Genomic DNA, 763 nt, shown 5'->3' on the forward strand with positions numbered 1-763 from the left:
GTAGGGGGGCCGCCGGTCGTAGGGGCGCGCGGTGTACGACTCGCAGGCGTGGGTGAGCACGTCGTAGCCGGAGGCGGCGGTGACCGCGGGGGGTGCCGTCACGGTGTTCAGCGGGTCGACGACCGCGGCGGCGGGGCGCAGCCGCGGATCGGAGATGCCGGTCTTGACGCGCTCGGCGACGACGCCGAGCGCCACCATCGCGGTGCACTCGCTGCCGCTGCCGGCCGTCGTGGGCACGGCCACGAGGGGCTTGAGCGGCCGGGGCACGCGAGCGCCCTCCCCGATCGGCCGGTTCAGGTAGCGCCGCACCCCGTGGCCCGGGCAGCTGCGCAGCAGATTGATCACCTTGGCGGTGTCCATGGAGCTGCCACCGCCGAGGCCCACGTAACTGTCGAACTCCTGCGCACCGAACGAGGCCGCCGCCGCCTCGCACCCCCGGTCGGTGGGCTCCACCTCCGCGCCGTCGAAGACGGTGGCGGCTATGCCTTCCTGCTCTATCAGCTTCTGGACGCGCTGGGGCAGGCCGATCGTGGTGAGGTTGGGGTCGGTGACGACGAGTACCGACCGCACACCGAGCTGCGCGAGCTCATGCCCGATCTCCTCGGTGGCGCCCAGCCCGTACCGGACGGGTGGGGCCTGCCAGGTGATGACGGTTTCGGTGGGGTGATCCATTTTTGGGCCTCCTGTGGATTCCCGGGGCTGCGCCCCGGACCCCGTGGTCGGTTGCGGCCGGTGGTCCGGTTGTGCCCACCCTCCCCCAGAC

The 763-nt window shown here is 72.6% G+C and carries 1 protein-coding gene; it reads right to left on the reverse strand.

The annotated features are described in order from the left end of the window. A partial coding sequence (locus K6I34_RS37660) for an iron-containing alcohol dehydrogenase (protein ID WP_229332501.1) occupies positions 1-672 on the reverse strand: 672 nt, incomplete at its 3' end. Between the last annotated feature and the right edge of the window lie 91 nt (positions 673-763).

This window comes from Streptomyces sp. UNOC14_S4, assembly GCF_020740835.1.
In the GTDB taxonomy this organism is placed as follows: Bacteria; Actinomycetota; Actinomycetes; order Streptomycetales; family Streptomycetaceae; genus Streptomyces.